This is a genomic window from Dokdonella sp., assembly GCF_049593775.1.
In the GTDB taxonomy this organism is placed as follows: Bacteria; Pseudomonadota; Gammaproteobacteria; order Xanthomonadales; family Rhodanobacteraceae; genus Dokdonella.
On record NZ_JBAWHJ010000494.1, the window covers coordinates 15,425 to 31,806 of the forward strand.

The window sequence follows — 16,382 nt, forward strand, 5'->3', positions numbered from 1 at the left end:
GATGGCGCTGGCACTTGCCAGCGCCTACTATCAAAACGTGAATACCTCCCTCTCGTTCTGGCAGCGCCTGCGCAGTCGCTTCGGAAAGTCGACCACCGAGTCGCCACCGTCATCGGGCGGCGACCGGCACCACGCACAAGCCGAAGCCAGCTTGCGCGCCCTGCTCGATGATCCCGGCATACCGGATGCGATCCGCACTTCGCTGGCTGAGGATTTCAACCAGCTGGAATCCATGCTGGGCAAGCTCGAACGCGGCGAATTGCACCTCGCCGTGTTTGGTCGCGTCAGCGTCGGCAAATCGGCCCTGGCCAACGCTCTGCTCGGCGAAGCCGCGTTCGAGGTCGGGGTACTGCACGGCACTACGCGTGAAGTCTCGCCGCGTGCCTGGCGTGAGGTCGCCGGCAGCGGCGTACACGTGATCGACACACCCGGCATCGACGAACTCGATGGCGAAGCGCGTGAACAGCTCGCAGTCGAAGTTGCCGGCATCAGCGACCTGGTCGTGTTCGTCGTGGATGGCGACATGACCACGCGCGAGCGCGAAGCACTGGTCCTGCTCGCGAAAACCGAGCGGCCATTGCTGCTTGCCCTGAACAAGGCCGATCGCTATGACGAAGCCGAGATCGAGCGTCTGCTGACACGCCTGCGCGAACATGCCCATGGATTCGTGCGCGAGGAGGATGTCGTCGCCGTCAGTGCGCAACCTCCGCCATTGCGCCGCGTGTCGCTCGACAGCGAAGGTCACGACCAGGTCGAGATGATTCGCCAGTCCGCCAACATCGAAGCCCTGCGCAATCGACTCACCGATGTGCTGACACGTGAGGGCCGCACGCTCTCTGCACTCAACGCCAGCCTGTTCGCCGGCCGCCTCACCGATGCGGTAGCCGCGCGCATCGTGGCAGCCCGTCGCGAGCTGGCGGCCAAGGTGATCCGTCAGTACTGTCTGGCCAAGAGCATCGCCGTCGCCCTGAATCCGGTCCCGGTCGCCGACTTGCTCGCCGCCGGTGCACTCGACGCCGCGCTGGTCACACATCTGGCCAGGGTCTACGACTTGCCGCTGACTCGCCGCGAGGCAGGTGGTCTGATCACCACCATATGCGCCCAGCTCGTCGCACTGATGGGTGCAATCTGGGGCATCCATCTGGCCGCATCCGCGCTCAAGGGCATCAGCGCCGGCATGTCGACCGTGCTGACCGCTACCGCACAAGGCGCGCTGGCCTGGTATGCCACCGAAATCGTCGGGCGCGCAGCCGACCGCTACCTCGCCGCCGGCAAGTCCTGGGGTGACCAGGGTGCCAAGCGCGTCGTCACCGATATCGTCGCCAATCTTGATCGCGACTCGATCCTGCGTGAAGCGCGCGAAGAGATCATGCGCAGGCTGCGCAATTCGGAAGTATCCGACAGCCGCTAGGAAGGCCGTTGGGGTTCGCCGTGCTCACCACCCACCTGCGAAGCGGTTGACATGCCGACACAGGGCGCGGATTTCGATAACGTTCCCCGCGTCGCCGCTTCGTTGTTGGCGCTGAGCGTAGCGCTGCCCAGCATCCACGTCTCCGCAGGCCTCAACTTGCGATGTGACGTGTCGCCGTTGCGGTTCGCTGCGCTCACCACCCACCTGCGAAGAGCAATGCCACTTCGCAATCCCGGCCAATTCGCAATCCCGTAGGTTGGAGCTGAGCGTAGCGATGCCCAACATCCCCCTCGCCCGAGGCCTTGGCTCGCGATGGGACGTGTCGCCGTTGGGGTTCGCTGTGCTCACCACCCACCTGCGAAGCGATTGACATGCCGACACAGGGCGTGGGCTTCGATAACGTTCCCCGCGTTGAGGCTTCGCTGTTGGCGCTGAGCGTAGCGATGCCCAGCATTCAGAAACCCGCAAATGTCCACGCAGGTCGGCGCCAATCATTCGGCTCGCCATCGCCCGCCACTGGGGTATATTCGACGCCAACCATGAGCACGCCAACCCGAGAGCTTGAACGCCATGCCGAACTTGACCGGCGACTGGTGGCTGCGGTCAAGGGCATCCGCATTCTTGGATCGGTCAGTTGGCCAGCCTCGGCTCAAGCTGCATTCCTCGATGCCTGGAAACACGGTCGGCCCAGTATTCCTGTCATCGAGTATTCGCATCCGGCTTACGCAAGTGCCCGCAATGAAATCAAGGCCATTCATGACGCCGCCGATGCACAGCATCCGGTCGGCGACTATATCCGCCGCAATGCCGAATCATGGAGGGTCGCGACCGAGCTGCTCGATGCAGCGGGCAGCACGGATTTCACGACCCATTCGATCAGGCTCTTCGGCCGCCCCGGATCCAAAGTTCCCGGCAGCCAGTTGAGCAATCTCGATGCGGCGCGCCATTTCATCAGCCTGGCTGACGAGCTCGACAACGAAGTCCTGACCACCGAGGCCGACTACTGCATCCCGGCATCGGTATTGCGCGAAGACCTGCAGGCGCAACTTGATGCGTTCTTCGGCGCCGGAACGGTGCGCGTTGAAGTGGACGATCGATTGATCTCCAAGGCAGCAGCGGGCGCCACGCGAATCCGCCTGCGTTCGGCAACCTGCTTCAGCGAGTACGACCGCAACCAGTTGCTCGAGCACGAAGCGTTCGTGCATACGCTGACTGCATTGAATGGACGGCGCCAGCCAAACCTGGCCTCGCTGGGATTGAGCTCACCGCGCATCACCGCAACCCAGGAAGGCCTGGCCGTATTCGCCGAATTGATGACCGGCGCCCTGGACATCGAACGCTTCAAGCGCATCAGCCTGCGCATCCTCGCCATCGACCTGGCCCTCAACGGCGCCGACTTCATCGATGTATTCCGATTCTTTCTCAATGCCGGGCAAACCGAAAACGACAGTTTTTCTTCTGCCCAGCGCGTGTTCCGCGGCTCGCCCTTGAGCGGCGGCTCGGCCTTCACCAAGGACACCGTCTACCTGCACGGCTTGCTCTCGGTGCATACGTTTTTCCGCTGGGCATTGAAAAACAAGAAGCTGAAGCTGTGCCGCAACCTGTTCGCCGGAAAGATGAGCCTGCACGACGTGGTGTCGCTGGAGACCGAGTTTGACAGCGGCTACGTCGTTGCACCGAACTGGCTGCCGCGTTGGGTACGGCACGCGAACGGGCTGGCGGCGATGCTCGCGTTCTCGCTGTTTGCCAACAAGATCCGTCTAGATCGCGTCGAGGCCGAGGACATTGTTCTCGCCCTGTAGGCGATTTGGATTCAAGCAAGGCGCAAACGGTGCGATCTGCGAAGTCTGCATCCGGTTTTCAGGAGGCCTGGCCGCGACGAGGCTCCACGAACCACCAGACGGTCTCGGCCATCCAGCTTGAAGGCTGCGTGATATAGTAAAAATCCCAGCAATTTCGCCACTTCAGAGGCATCAGCCCGCGCCATGTCCAGCGATTCCGACCTCCTCAAGCAAGCAGCGCTCGACTATCACCGGCGCGCGCCGGCCGGCAAGATCAAGGTCGTTCCGACCAAGTCGGTGGTCACCCAGCGTGAACTGTCCCTGGCCTACTCGCCAGGCGTGGCCTTCGCCTGCGAAGAAATCGTCCGCGATCCGAATATGGCGGCCGAAATGACCTCGCGCGGCAACCTTGTCGCGGTGATCACGAACGGTACCGCTGTACTTGGCCTTGGCAACATCGGACCGCTGGCGGCCAAACCGGTGATGGAAGGCAAGGGAATGCTTTTTCAGAAGTTCGCCGGCATCGATGTATTCGATATCGAGATCGACGAGTCCGACCCTGAAAAGCTGATCGAGATCATCGCCAGCCTGGAACCGAGCTTCGGCGGCATCAATCTCGAGGACATCAAGGCTCCGGAGTGTTTCGTCGTCGAACGCACCTTGCGCGAGCGCATGAACATCCCGGTGTTCCACGATGACCAGCACGGTACCGCGATCATTCTCGGCGCGGCGTTCTACAACGCTCTCGAAGTGATCGGCAAGAAGCCCCACGAAGTCAAGATCGTGCATACGGGCGCGGGTGCCGCGGGCATCTCGTGCATGGACATGCTGGTTCACCTCGGCGTGCCGAAGGAGAACATCTGGGTCGCCGACCGCGCCGGAGTGGTGCATACCGGTCGCGATGATCTCGACGAACACAAGCAACGTTACGCGCGCGATACCGATGCGCGCACTCTGGACGACATCATCGACGACGCGGACTTTTTCGTCGGCTTGTCCGGTCCCGGCGTGCTTACGCAAGCCATGGTCTCGCGCATGGTCGAGCGTCCGGTTCTTTTCGTACTGGCCAATCCCACCCCGGAGATTCTTCCCGAGCTGATCCTCGAAGTACGCCCGAACGCAATCATCGCGACCGGTCGTTCGGACTATCCGAACCAGGTCAACAACGCGCTGTGCTTCCCCTACCTGTTCCGTGGCGCACTCGATGTCGGTGCTACCGTCATCAACGAAGCGATGAAGATCGCCTGCGTCAAGGCCATCGCCGACCTTGCCCGTCGTGAAATGTCCGATATCGCGGTCCGTGCCTACGGCGGCCAGACCCGCACTTTTGGTCCCGACTATCTGATTCCGCAGCCGTTTGATCCGCGCCTGCTCATCGAGTTGTCTTCAGCCGTCGCCGTTGCCGCGATGGAATCCGGCGTCGCCACGCGGCCACTCCCGGATATCGCCGCCTATCGCGAACGACTGAATACCTTCGTGTTCCGCACCGGCCTGGTCATGAAGCCGGTGTTCGATCGCGCACGCAGCGATCTCAAGCGCGTGGTCTATGCCGAAGGCGAAGAGGAAACCGTCCTGCGCGCCATCCAGCACATCGCCGATGACGGCCTCGCCTGGCCAATCCTGATCGGTCGCCCGGCCGTCATCGAAGCGCGCATCGAGCGCATGCGTCTGCGCCTGAAGGCCGGCGTGCATTTCGAAGTCTGCAATATCGAGAGTGATCCACGCTTCAAGGAATACTGGACGCTGTATCACAGCCTGCTTGAACGCCGTGGCGTGAGCCCGGACAGCGCCAAGGCCATCGTGCGCTCGCGGCCATCGGTAATCGCCGCCTTGATGCTGCACCGTGGCGAAGCCGACGCCATGCTGACCGGACTGGTTGGCCGATATCACAAGAAGCTGCGCTACATCCAGGACATCATTCCGCTCGACCCGAACGTGCATGCGCCGTCGGCCATGACCGGCGTCATCAACAACAACGGCGTGTTCTTTTTCCTTGATACACACGTCAAGCTCGACCCGACCGCCGAGCAGATCGCCGAGGCAACGATCGAAGGTGCGTTCCGCCTGCGCCTGTTTGGCGTGGAACCGAAGATCGCCCTGCTTTCGCACTCGAATTTCGGCAGTCACGAGGATGCTTCGGCCGCGAAGATGCGCCAGGCACTGCAGATCGTCCGGGAGCGCGCGCCATCACTGGAGATCGAAGGCGAAATGCACGCCGACACGGCCTTCAACGAGGATATCCGCGAACGCCTGTTCCCGAACTCGCGCCTCAAGGGCCGCGCCAATCTGTTCGTCTGTCCAAATCTCGACGCCGCCAACATCGGCTACAACATCACCCGCGTGATGACCGAAGGCGTCGCCCTCGGCCCGATCCTGATGGGTGTCTCCAAGCCCGCACATATTCTTACCCCGGCCGCGACCGTACGCCGCGTCGTCAACATGACCGCGATCGCCGCGGTCGAGGCACAGATTCGCGCGGCACAGAATGCGTTGAGTTGACGGCAGGCAGAATCCACTTCCGGTGTTTTCTCCCTGCAACTGACTGTAACCCAGCCATAACCGGTGCCGCCGAATTCCCTCGCTGGGCCGCCTCCACTTCAGCGCAGCTGCTCGCCCGCTCGTTTATCGGCTGCGAGCCGAAGCTCATTCTGCTTCCTAACCGTTCGCTGCAGTAACGGGTCACGCAGGGTTTCCGACTCCGCTTGACTCAGGGCTTCACGCCACGCTTCGTCCGCGGGCAAGCCGCTTCCGCTCAGTGCCCGCGCTACGCCAAACTGGGCCATGGCCAGTTGCGCCTCGGACGCCTGCTGGCGAACCAGGCAGTCGCGTGCCGTCTGTATCGCCGTTGCATCAGGCTGCGCATCCAGCCAGCTTCGCAATCCCGCATAGCGACATGCCGCCAACGAATCCGGAGCTGATTGGGCAATCGGCTCGACCAGCATTTCCAGTTCCGGGGGCAGTTCTTCGTCTGCGAGCAACGCCAATTCGAGCGACTCCAGCCGAACGGAAATGCTGCCGGGGTGCTGCGCTCCATTCCATGCCACGCTCATCTCGGCAGCCCGACGAAATGTCTCAAGCGATTCTTCTAGTCGGTCCTGGCGTCGCAAAGTCAGGGCGAGGCTGCGGGTCTGCGCAGCGATCTGGGCATTGTCTACACCGAAGTAGGCCTTGTTGATGTCGATTGCGCGGCGATACAAAGTCTCCGCCTTGGTCCAGTCTCCCCGCGTGAACGCCACTGTGGCCAGATTGCTCCAGGCCAGGGCCACATCGGTGTGGATTTCACCGCGTTCCGCGAGGCGCAATTTGAGCATCTCTTCGTATTGTGCTTGCGCCTGATCAAGGTCACCGCGCGTGTAGGCGATATTGGCCAGCATGCTACGCATGCCAAACAGTTTCTCCGCATTGACCGAGTCGGTGGTTCTGGCCAGGGCCAAGGCCTCGCGGATGACGCGCCCTGCCTGCTCCGTATCATTCAAGTTGAGGAGTGGGGTGGCTAGGCGACCCAGGGCATCGACCTGTGCGGCAACATCTCCTACGGACGCAGCACGTTGTGCTGCTTCGCGCAGGCGCATGGCGGAGTCTTCAAACCGCCCCTGAAAGGCGTGCAGCCAGCCCAGCGTGATGAGCAATTCGGCCGAGGGATCATCGGCCGCTTGCTGCAGGGCCTGTAGCAGAAGCTCCTCGGCCTCGTCCAGCAAGCCCAGACTTCGATAGGTGTCACCCATGACCGACTGCAGGCGCTGACGTAGCACCGGATCGTCGGCAAGCTCGACGGTGATGCGTTCGCGACTACGATCAAGCAGTTCGCGAGCACTAATGTCTTCGCCACGCGAGCGCGACGGATCAGGTGCACGAAACACATCCGAAAGGAATTCAGCGACGCGTTCGGCGCGTCGTGCTTCCTGTAGCGCACTGTCCCTTTGCAAAGCCGCCTCATGGGCCTGCCAGAACGCGAGACCACTTCCCAGAAGCAAACTGATGACGCCCAGAACGACGCCCATCGCCGCTACTCGATTACGACGCGACCATCGAGTCAATTGCTCAAGCAAGCCTGGAGTCCGAGTGCGCACGGGCTTGTCCGCCGCGACTCGTCCCAGTTCTGCGGCAAAGGAGTACATGTCCGTGTAGCGCTGCGAGGGATCGGATCGCAAGGCGCAAGCCAGCACGGCCTCGAGATCACGCAAGCGTCGCCCGATCGGACCAGGATGAATCTGGGCATCACCCAGATTGCGGCGCAGTGGCGTTGCCTCACCGGTCAGCATGCGCCGCGTCAGATCGCCATCGGCGCCGGCCATCGCGAATGGATGGCGCTGGCTGAGCAGTTCGTAGATGACTACGGCCAGCGAAAACACGTCGGTGGCGGTCGTTGCCATTTCCCCGGCAACCTGTTCCGGCGCGGCGTAGCGAGGCGTAAAGCATGAGGCCACGGTCAGCTTGCCGTCGTTTTCAACATCAAGCAGCTTGGCAACGCCAAAATCGAGCAGCTTCACCTGACCGTGCTCGTCGACCATGATGTTGTCAGGCTTGAGATCACGATGCAGCACGGCGCGTGCATGCGCATAGGCGACGGCCTCAGCGGCATCGATCAGCAGCCTGATTGTCTGTGCCATGTCATGATCCAATCCGGCGCAGTGGCGATCGATCGGCGTGCCACAGACCAGTTCCATGACCAGATAGGGTCGGCCATCCGCGCATTCACCACCATCCAGCAGGCGCGCTATGTTCGGGTGTTGCAGGCGCGCAAGCACAGAGCGCTCGTGAATGAACTGTGCGGCATTGATCCCGCACGTCACGATCTTGATGGCCGCCTCGGCTTCAAAACGTCCGTCGTCGCGACGGGCTCGATAGACCTGACCCATACCGCCTTCGCCGAGTGTTCCGACAATGCGCCAGGCACCCAGTACTTCATCACTACGATCCGGAATGCTGCCATCGCCAGAACCCGCCAGTCGATGCAAGGCCGGCACCTGACTCGAGACATGCTCATGCACGCGACTCTCTACATCAGCCTGAAGCATGCGTTGCAGTTGTGCGCAGATTTCTGGCGATTCATCCAGGCCCCCGATGGCCGCGGGCCAGCTTGCAGGCTCGTGTTCGCATAGCACGTCGAAATGTCGACGCAGCCGAATCCAATCTTCGGGTGTCACGTGGCACCCCCCAGTTCGGCACCGATGAATGCACGCGCCGTGCGCAAATCCCTTTTGATCGTCGGCTCTGAACGACCCACCGTTCTGGCAATCTCAGGGACAGTAAGTCCGGCAAAAAATCGTAGCTCGATAACCTGCTCGAGTCGCGCGTCCAGTTCGCCGAGACGCTGAATAGCTTGATCGATGGCAAGCAGATCCACGGCCTCGCCACGTGCGTCATCGACATCGATTCCATCGAACGTGACATAGACGGCATCGCCTCCGCGACGCTGCGCACCGCGCTCGCGTGCGTAGTCGATAAGTACATGCCGCATGACCTTGGCCATGGTCGCCGTAAAGTGCTGGCGACTGCTCCACTCGGACTCGGCACTCGCCAGCTTGAGCCACGCTTCGTTGACCAGAGCAGTCGGGTTCAAGGTGCGCTGCCCATGGACACGACCCAGCTCGCGCTTGGCGATTTGTCGCAGGGCCCTATAGAGCCCGTCCTCCAATTGCGGCCCTCCCTCGGCGTTCAAGCCCCCGGTGATGTCAGTGCTCACCGGCGCTCAACCGCCACGCCGCTGCGAGAACGTTGCGCCATCGTGATCCGTTTTCCTGGCGTTTTCCGTAAACACATGGGCTTCGTCACTCATAGAGATAGACCGATGACCTTGATTCGACTACGCCCGCGTAAGATCGCCCTTGTTGCTACCTTGCTGATAGCAGGCCATTGCCAAGCCGCCAACTTCATTGTCAACAACAATCAGGATGTTCCTGATGATAATCCCGGGGACGGTATCTGCCACCCGATCAACGGTGCAGCCAACACCTGCACCTTGCGCGCCGCAATCATGGAAGCCAACGCGTTGGCGGGCAATCATGTAATTGGCCTCCCCAGCGGACAATACACGCTCAACCGACAAGGCCGAGAGGAACAGGCAGCCTCGACAGGCGATCTGGATATCCTGGGCTCCATTACCATCGTCAATGGCACCAGCAATCCACCGACCATATTCTCGACTACCCAGGACCGCGTTTTCGACATCTTGAGCGGCGCATCACTGACCTTGCGCAATGTCCGGGTCAATGGCGGCGTCGCCAACGCCGTGGGCACCGTTCGAGGGGGTGCATTCCAGGTGACTACTGGCGCTCAGCTCACGCTGGACCAGGTGATCGTGGGCACCAACTACGCCAATATTGGCGGCGCCATCTACAACGACGGCATCGTCAGCATCGTCGATTCCGATTTCTACAACAACGCGATTACCGCCGACAATGTCCAACTCGAATTCGCCAATGGCGCGGCCATTCTCAGTCGCGGCCAACTTACGATCGAGCGCAGTACCTTTCGAGAGAATGGCCGCATACCAGGCGCTGATTCGCTGAACCTGCTCACTTCGGCCTATGCCATCCACCTGAAAAACAACGGACCGGCATCGCCGCTGGGCACGTTCGTGAATACCACCATCGCGAACAACACGCGCGGCGTCCGCTCGGAAGGCGTCCCCTTGAAGATGGACATGGTGACGATTGCGGGCAATAGCGGGCTTGGTCTGCGTTTCGTGCCCGATGTCGGCAACCTCGGCGTCCCGCAATTGACGATCAGGCAGACAGTCATCGCCGACAATGATTCAACCGACTGCAATGGCATCGACGGCAACGCCGCAGAAAACGTGGTTCGCAACCGCTACAACGCGAGCACGGATGATTCCTGTGGATTCACCGGTGGCAACGACTTCCAGAATATCGACTCACCGTTCTTTGGTCCGCTCGACATCTACGATGGCCTGACGCCGGTACTGATTCCTCGCTTCGACAGCGAGATCGTCGATGCGGGTGGCCCCCTGTGTCTGCCGAGCTTTGAAGACCAGCGGGAAAAACTGCGCCCGATGGATGGCAATCTGGATTCGGATAATGGATGCGACATCGGCGCGGTGGAATTTGACCCGCTGAACGACCCACTCTCCAACGACGTGATTTTTGCCGACAGCTTCGACTTGCTTGTTCCCTGAATCCCGACAAAAGCCGGCTGGCCGCTTTGTAGCCAGTCGGCGTCGTTGGGCACTTCTGTCGCTCGGAATCGCCCGGGTATTGAGGAGGCTCCAACTCTTGAGAGAATGAAGCCATGAACAAATGGTAGATCGGCATACCTTCCCAAACCGTGTCTAACGCGCCTCTCTTACAATCCGCCCCACGCTGGTGAAAAACAGCCCGAAATGCTCGGCTATTTGCGAGTAGCTGTATTCGCCAGTCGCCCAGGCTGCGCGCATGGCTTCGTTGCGATCAGGATATTGCTTCGCGATCCTGGCGAGTGAGGGAGGCGGTGGTCGGCGCTGCGCTTTCGGGATGCTCAAGTCGTCAGAGCGCCCTTCCGCGCGCTTTTGCATGCGCTCGACGAAAGCATCGTCACCCAGAAACACCTGACGATTCAGATGCGTGAAGGGCGACTCGGCATCAAGTCCCGCCAGCACGAATCGCCGATAGCCGCTGATCGCTCTCGAACGCCGCGTACCAAACTGCGCCAGCAACGCGTCGGTTTCCAGCCATTCGGGCGAATCCGCCTCCCCGACCATTGCGCAATAGCTGCTCCACGGCCAGTCATCCGGCTGCTTGACCATGCCAGCGCGAACAGGGTTGAGCACCACGTAGCGTGTCAATTCGAGCAGGTAGCTGTCGGCATCCACGAGAATCGCCTTGAAGCGACCCTGGAACAGATGTCCGGTCCGTCGATGGCGCCGATTGCTCCATTGCGTGAAAACGCCATTGAGCTGGCGCATGCCCTTGGACAAGTTCCCGTCGGGCGTTCCGATTACCAGATGGTAGTGGTTGCCCATCAGGCAATAGGCATGACACTGCCAATTGAACACGGAAACCACTTCGCCCAATAGCTCAACAACCCTGCCCGTTACCAGGGATTCAAATTCTCACTGCCTTCCTGTGCTCGCAATGCCGCTATTGCGGCAACAATTCGGAACTTGAATGAACGCAACACCTTTCGCTGCCTGGCAGCAATTCTCGCAAGCCCAGTGTATCCAAACACATTGCCGAGATCTGCAGCCCTTTGGAAGCAGCTAGCAGCGGCATCCAGATCTTGTTTTACACCAAAGCCGTGCATATTGATTTCGCCCAATGCCAACCACGCTTGAGGGTAGTCGGATTGATTGGCTACCAACGTGAAGCACTCCAGCGCCCTACCGTAGTCACGCAGCTCCGCCGGCCCACAAAGCGACATCCGACCGATTCCCATCCATCCCTGTAGGGGAACCAACTGACGCAACACTACGTTCATAGCAGGTCAGCGCCTTGTCCGAATATATAGCTATTTCGCCTCTGCCAAACTCGAAGAGTGCACCTAACACTGCATCCGCATGGCCGTCCCCTTCCTTCGAGAGAATCTGAAGTTTTCTGACAGCCAGATCCAAGCTCTCACTCTTCAGCATCGATATTGCGTGTTGATACTTGTCGTCATTACGTTGCATTGACGTCATTGTTGTCACTATGGTCAGTTCTGTCATCGCACCCACCCGTCAACTGAGCCGCAGCGTCGGCAGACCAGCAATTATTCCCGAACGAGTTTCAAGCTGAATGTGCGCCTGCGATTTCGCGATAAGCAGTAGTTGGCCATCAACCTGCAAACGCCTGCAACTCCTCCCACAACCCTCCCGCAATCCGCTCGATCAACTCGGAATCGGCGTCAGAAAACGAAGGCTGGTAGTACGCAGGCTTGCCGAGTCGGTGTTGCCATTCGCTGATCAGGGATTGCCGATCGTCCACATCGAGATCGAGATGCGTGGCTAGGCGGCCCATTTCAGTCGCCGGGTTTTCGCATAGTCGATCGTGGCTGACCCAGAGGCAGGCGCGTGCGAGTTCCGAATCGCCGCGCATGCGCTTTAGTACATGGCCGTACTGGACAACCCACTGCCGGGCGTAACCTTCTGCCACATCTCCGCGCTTGAAGCAGGCGGCGATGGTTTCGGTTTCCATTGCATCGCCCAGGTTCAATGCACGCTTGAGTGGTCCGAACTCGAAATGACCGATGCGGGCGAGGTGGGCGCTGACTTGAGGGTCTTCGCGATCAAGCTGGCAGAACAATGCATCCTGCTTGCATAGCGAAGCGACCTGATCGAGCGGATTGCGTACGGGGATGATGAAACGCGCCTGCGGATACAAGTGGTGCAGCAGGCCGATGCGTGGCAAATGGTAGTTGGCTTTGGCCAGGTAGCGTGTCGCGTCGCGCACGGCCAGCAATTTGCGCTGGTGTTCATCGAAGAAGGTCGCGAACGTGCCCGCCTCGACATCGGCATCCAGCACCTGACTAACTGCCGGATCGTGTCGATCCGGAAAGTGGTGCATCCAGAATATTTCCTCGAAGGCTTCGGGGCTGTCGCGATTGACCGCAATGCGGTCGCGATGCGCGCGTTCCTGTGGCGGCACGGCGGGCAACGGCAGGCGGGCATGCAACCTGTTCCACCAATACGGCGTCCATAACCATGGGTAATCGCTGTAGCGGTGCGAGGTGAAGCCCGGCAAACCATTCAGCATTTCCAGCAATACCGTGCTGCCTGATCGCGCCATGCCGCAGATCCAGACTGGCGGCCCCGGCTGCACGGCATCGATTTCCTCGCGCACGGCCGCCGATTCCCAGCGGGCCAGGCGCGGACCCAACCCCGGAAAGCGCCCCAACAGGGTAGCGAGCCCTGCTTGACTGAATGGCACGTGGCGCTTTCTGCTGGACATGGTCACTCAATTTGGAAGCTGGGGTGCGGCGAACCGCGGCACCTTGATGTCGACCGGGTCGAATCAGGGGTGTCAGTGGACTACACTTGCAGGCTAACCGGAGAAATTTGCATGCGTCTACTGCTAGCACTCATCCTGATCGCCTTCAGCGGTTCAGCATTCGCCTATATTGGCCCGGGCGCCGGCGTCAGCTTCCTGGGTTCGATCTGGGCCGTCCTGATCGGAATCGTGCTGGCTGTGGCCGCAGTCCTGATCTGGCCGATCCGCTACATGATCCGCCGGATGCGTCGTCGCGTCGACAACGCGAAAGACCCGACACCGCCTCCAGCCGAGTGATTCCCTTGCGTATTCCGGGCCAGGTGTTCGCTTGCCTGGCGCTGCTGGCTGTCGGCGCCTGCAGCTCGTCGTCTGCGCCAGAGAACCCCGCGCGGGCGCGTACGGTCGTGGTCGGCTTCGACGGTTTCGACCCTGTGCTCGCCGAGCGCTGGATGAACGAAGGCCGCCTGCCGAATTTTTCCGCTCTGCGGGCCGAAGGGCATTACCAGCCCCTGGCCACGAGCAACCCGCCGCAATCACCGGTGGCCTGGGCCAGTTTCGCCACCGGCGAAGGGCCGGGTGAGCACGGCATCTTCGATTTCCTGCGCCGGGCACCCGACAGCTATTCAATCGATTTCAGCATCGCCGAGCAGACGCCTCCGTCCCATGTGTTGCCATTCTTTGGCTGGCGCATTCCGCTGGACGAGGGCGAGTTGCGCAATCGCCGAAAAGGCACGCCGTTCTGGCTGGAAGCGGAACGTGAAGGTCAGCGCGCCACGGTCCTGCGCGTACCTGTTACCTACCCGCCCGACCCCATCTCACGGATGATTTCCGGCATGGGCGTGCCCGATCTGCTTGGCACGCAGGGCACCTATACCCTGCTCGCCACGCGGCGCATCAGTGGTGCTGAAAATGGCGGACGAATCATGCTCGCCCCCATCGGTGAGGATGGCGTGGTTCGCACACAGCTTGAAGGCCCCGCCCACCCGCTGAAGCCCGAAGCACCCCCACTCAGCGTTCCGCTTCTGCTCGAAGCCAGCGAGAGCGGCGCGACACTCACCCTGGATGGATCGATTCACGCGCTGAAACTCGGCGAATGGTCACCGTGGATACGCGTGCGTTTCGGCATGGGTCTATTCGGCAGCATTCCAGGCATGTTCCGCGCCAACCTGATGGAAGGTTTCCCGCGACCGTTGCTCTACCTATCGCCACTGCAGGCCGATCCGACCGAGAGCGCGCTGCCGATATCATCGCCACCGGAGTATTCGGCAGAGCTTGCCGAACGCGTCGGTCTGTTTCATACGCTGGGCATGCCCGAAGAGACCTGGGCCCTCGATCAGGGCCATCTCGACGAGGCGGCCTGGCTCGATGTCGTGCGCACCACCCTGGCCGAAGGCGAAGCGATGCTCTACGACGCCCTCGATCGGCGTGACAGCGAACTGGTGATCGAAGTCTTCGTGCAGCCGGATCGGGTCAGCCATATGTTCTGGCGCGGACTCGACCCGGATCATCCGGGTTACGCACAATCCAGCGAGCTGGCGCGCACCGCGATTCCCTGGATCTACGCCGAAGCCGATCGCGTGCTTGGCGAAGTACGGCAACGGCTGGGCCCCGGCGATCGCCTGATTGTTCTTTCGGACCACGGCTTTTCGTCGTATCGGCGCAGCGTGCACCTCAATCGCTGGCTGGTCGACAACGGCTACCTCGTGCTCAACCCGGATGTCGATGCGGCGCTGCCGCTGTATGCCGCCGTGGATTGGTCGAAGACGCGTGCCTATGCGCTGGGCCTCAACGGAATCTATCTGAACCGCAAGGGTCGCGAACCTGATGGCATCGTCGAAGCCGATGCGGTCGATTCGCTCAAGCAGGCACTCAGGCTAGCCTTGGGCGAGCTGCGTGATCCGGCCGACCAGGCACGAGTCGTGCGCACGGTTTACGACGCCGCAACGCTGTACAACGGCAGCAGCACCGGCGATTCACCCGACCTGGTGATCGGCTATGAGCCAGGCTACCGGGCATCCTGGCAAACTTCGCTGGGTTCGACGCCGCCCGTTCTGGTTGAGGACAACCTGCAGAAATGGAGCGGTGATCACTGCATCGATCCGAGCGCAGTCCCCGGCGTGCTGTTCACCTCGTTCGCACCCGCGCAAGCGGTGACCGGAATAGCCGATCTGGCCCGGCTCATCCGCGAAAGCCGGACTGCTACCGAACCGGCAGTGTCGCCATGAACCTGGGGCTTCTCGATCTGCCAGGCATTGTTTTCGGACCACTCGATCGCCTGCTGGCAATGGCGCACGTTCCTGGAATCCTGCGCGTGTTTCTCTGGGGTGCACTGGCCGGCTATGCGGGCATGTGGATTTATCGGCGCTGGTCTCCGCAGCAACGCATCGCCGAGCTGCGCGTCGAGCTTGCCTCCGTGCAGCGCAAGCTGGCGTCCTACGATGGTGAGTTCTCAGGATTGCTGCCGCTGATTCGCGCGCAATTCGCCCTCGCCCTGCGTCAAATGCGACTGACCGCTGGCGCCGCGTTGCTCGCGGCTTTTCCTATCCTGTTTGTGCTGCCGTGGCTGTCGAACCAGTACGACCGGGAGTTCCCACCGCCGGGCACGCCCATCCAGATTTGCGCGACACCTGTCGGTTCCGCGAGCCGCTTGGACTGGCGCGCACTGGATCAGACCGCTGATGCGAATGGTTGCTGGAGCATTGCCTGGCCGGATGGCGGCGAATCCCTACAGTTGATGGAAGGCGATCTCGTCCTGATGCAAGCGCCCACTCCGGTGCCGGCGGTGATCGTGCACAAGCACCATTGGCTTAACTGGCTGGTTGGGAACCCGGCGGGCTACCTTTCGGAGGCTGCCTCGACGGACAGCATCACCATCGATGTCCCTGATGTCGACTTGATCCCGTGGGGCCCGAGTTGGCTTCGTGGCTGGGAGGCTGCATTCTTTCTGTCTGCGCTGGTTTCCTCGCTGTGGTTGCGCTGGCGCTGGAAATTGAATTGATGGCGGCAGGCGAAGCTGCGGCCAGGCAACCGACCCGTCACCAGTATCATGAAGTGATCCACTGCGCCGCGCTTCGCGGGAAGCAGCTTCCGCCGTAATGCATTTTCACCGTTGTGCCGAAGAGCATCGAGCCTGAAGGCTTCTCCTACGAAAGTCTCGTCGGGGGTGCGGACTTCGATCACTTTCCCGCTTTTGCGCTTCGTTGTTGGCTTCAGCGGTGATGCATTTTCACCGTTGTGCCAAAGAGCATCGAGCCTGAAGGCTTCTCCTACGAAAGTCTCGTCGGGGGT

12 protein-coding genes are annotated in these 16,382 nt (G+C 61.1%); 7 read left to right on the top strand and 5 right to left on the bottom strand.

What is annotated here, in order from left to right; translation table 11 throughout:
• The first annotated feature begins 1 nt into the window (after position 1).
• The 3 genes from WBP53_RS17220 to WBP53_RS17230 all read left to right on the top strand — a co-directional run bounded on the left by WBP53_RS17220 (position 2) and on the right by WBP53_RS17230 (position 5,691).
• Positions 2-1,411 carry a DUF697 domain-containing protein gene (locus WBP53_RS17220; RefSeq protein ID WP_423930981.1) on the top strand — a complete coding sequence of 470 codons (1,410 nt, stop codon included), beginning with the start codon at positions 2-4 and terminating at the stop codon, positions 1,409-1,411.
• 539 nt (positions 1,412-1,950) lie between these two features.
• Complete coding sequence (locus WBP53_RS17225) at positions 1,951-3,213, top strand: flavohemoglobin expression-modulating QEGLA motif protein (protein WP_423930982.1); 1,263 nt, start codon at positions 1,951-1,953, stop codon at positions 3,211-3,213.
• Between the two features lie 183 nt (positions 3,214-3,396).
• Positions 3,397-5,691 (top strand): NADP-dependent malic enzyme, encoded by a 2,295-nt coding sequence (locus WBP53_RS17230; protein ID WP_423930983.1) that lies wholly within the window; start codon positions 3,397-3,399, stop codon positions 5,689-5,691.
• Between the two features lie 98 nt (positions 5,692-5,789).
• On the opposite strand, the gene WBP53_RS17235 is transcribed toward WBP53_RS17230, so the two are convergent.
• Positions 5,790-8,339: a protein kinase domain-containing protein gene (locus tag WBP53_RS17235; RefSeq protein WP_423930984.1), complete on the bottom strand. Its 2,550-nt coding sequence runs from the start codon at positions 8,337-8,339 to the stop codon at positions 5,790-5,792.
• On the bottom strand, positions 8,336-8,878 hold the full coding sequence (locus tag WBP53_RS17240; protein ID WP_423930985.1) for an ECF-type sigma factor: 543 nt from the start codon (positions 8,876-8,878) through the stop codon (positions 8,336-8,338). The genes WBP53_RS17235 and WBP53_RS17240 overlap by 4 nt, the downstream gene beginning before the upstream one ends.
• Before the next feature lie 105 nt (positions 8,879-8,983).
• Here WBP53_RS17240 and WBP53_RS17245 point away from each other — a divergent pair, with 105 nt between their 5' ends.
• Positions 8,984-10,330 carry a choice-of-anchor Q domain-containing protein gene (locus tag WBP53_RS17245; protein ID WP_423930986.1) on the top strand — a complete coding sequence of 449 codons (1,347 nt, stop codon included), beginning with the start codon at positions 8,984-8,986 and terminating at the stop codon, positions 10,328-10,330.
• A 153-nt stretch (positions 10,331-10,483) separates the two neighbouring features.
• Here the strand turns inward: WBP53_RS17245 and WBP53_RS17250 are convergent, their stop codons facing one another.
• From WBP53_RS17250 to WBP53_RS17260, 3 genes are all read right to left on the bottom strand, one after another.
• Entirely contained in the window at positions 10,484-11,185 is a 702-nt protein-coding gene (locus WBP53_RS17250) for a transposase (protein ID WP_423930987.1), read from the bottom strand.
• 38 nt (positions 11,186-11,223) lie between these two features.
• Positions 11,224-11,607 (bottom strand): tetratricopeptide repeat protein, encoded by a 384-nt coding sequence (locus WBP53_RS17255; RefSeq protein ID WP_423930988.1) that lies wholly within the window; start codon positions 11,605-11,607, stop codon positions 11,224-11,226.
• A 335-nt stretch (positions 11,608-11,942) separates the two neighbouring features.
• The gene (locus WBP53_RS17260) at positions 11,943-13,055 is read right to left on the bottom strand and encodes a sulfotransferase (RefSeq protein ID WP_423930989.1); all 1,113 of its coding nucleotides are present in this window, start codon (positions 13,053-13,055) and stop codon (positions 11,943-11,945) included.
• 111 nt (positions 13,056-13,166) lie between these two features.
• On the opposite strand from WBP53_RS17260, the gene WBP53_RS17265 reads away from it, so the two are divergent.
• From WBP53_RS17265 to WBP53_RS17275, 3 genes are read left to right on the top strand one after another with little or no spacing between them, the layout of a single operon-like run.
• Complete coding sequence (locus WBP53_RS17265) at positions 13,167-13,391, top strand: hypothetical protein (protein ID WP_423930990.1); 225 nt, start codon at positions 13,167-13,169, stop codon at positions 13,389-13,391.
• Positions 13,392-13,396: 5 nt separating this feature from the next.
• On the top strand, positions 13,397-15,319 hold the full coding sequence (locus tag WBP53_RS17270) for an alkaline phosphatase family protein (protein ID WP_423930991.1): 1,923 nt from the start codon (positions 13,397-13,399) through the stop codon (positions 15,317-15,319).
• Positions 15,316-16,092, top strand: coding sequence for a hypothetical protein (locus WBP53_RS17275; protein WP_423930992.1), 777 nt, complete (start codon positions 15,316-15,318; stop codon positions 16,090-16,092). Before WBP53_RS17270 ends, WBP53_RS17275 begins: the two co-directional genes overlap by 4 nt.
• The last annotated feature ends 290 nt before the right edge of the window (positions 16,093-16,382 follow it).